The organism is Arcobacter lacus (genome assembly GCF_003063295.1).
Taxonomy (GTDB): domain Bacteria; phylum Campylobacterota; class Campylobacteria; order Campylobacterales; family Arcobacteraceae; genus Aliarcobacter; species Aliarcobacter lacus.
The window spans coordinates 1-622 of record NZ_MUXF01000022.1 but is presented as its reverse complement, the minus strand read 5'-3'; the positions used below and the strand labels follow the sequence as shown (position 1 = coordinate 622).

1 protein-coding gene is annotated in these 622 nt (G+C 31.5%); it reads left to right on the top strand.

Going from position 1 to position 622, the window contains the following annotated elements; all coding sequences use genetic code 11:
• Positions 1 to 23: 23 nt before the first annotated feature.
• The gene (locus tag B0175_RS10950; protein ID WP_108528589.1) at positions 24 to 620 is read left to right on the top strand and encodes a peroxiredoxin; all 597 of its coding nucleotides are present in this window, start codon (positions 24 to 26) and stop codon (positions 618 to 620) included.
• Positions 621 to 622: the final 2 nt, after the last annotated feature.

Sequence of the window (622 nt, the reverse complement as noted above, 5' to 3'; positions counted from 1 at the left end):
TTAAATAAAAAAAAGGATTAAAAATGTTAGTAACAAAAAAAGCTCCAGATTTTACAGCAACAGCTGTACTTGCAGATGGTCAAATTGTAGAAAATTTTAACTTATATGAAAACATTGGTGAGAAAGGTGCAATTTTATTCTTTTGGCCTTTAGACTTTACATTTGTTTGTCCATCAGAAATTATTGCTTTTTCAAAAAGAACTGATGAGTTTAAAGCAAGAGGAATTAATGTAATTGGTTGTTCAGTTGATTCTCAATTCTCACACTTTGCATGGAGAGAAACAGCAGTTGAAAATGGTGGTATTGGAAGAGTAAAATTCCCAATGGTAGCTGACTTAAATAAACAAATTTCGAAAGACTATGATGTTCTATTTGGTGAATCAGTTGCATTAAGAGGATCTTTCTTAATTGATAAAGATGGAACAGTTAGACATGCAGTTATTAATGACTTACCATTAGGAAGAAACGTAGATGAAATGATTAGAATGGTTGATGCTATGTTATTTACTAATGAATATGGTGAAGTTTGTCCAGCTGGTTGGCAAAAAGGTGATGAAGGTATGAAAGCAAACAAAGATGGTGTTGCTGATTACTTAGCTAAAAACGAAGGTAAGTTATAATA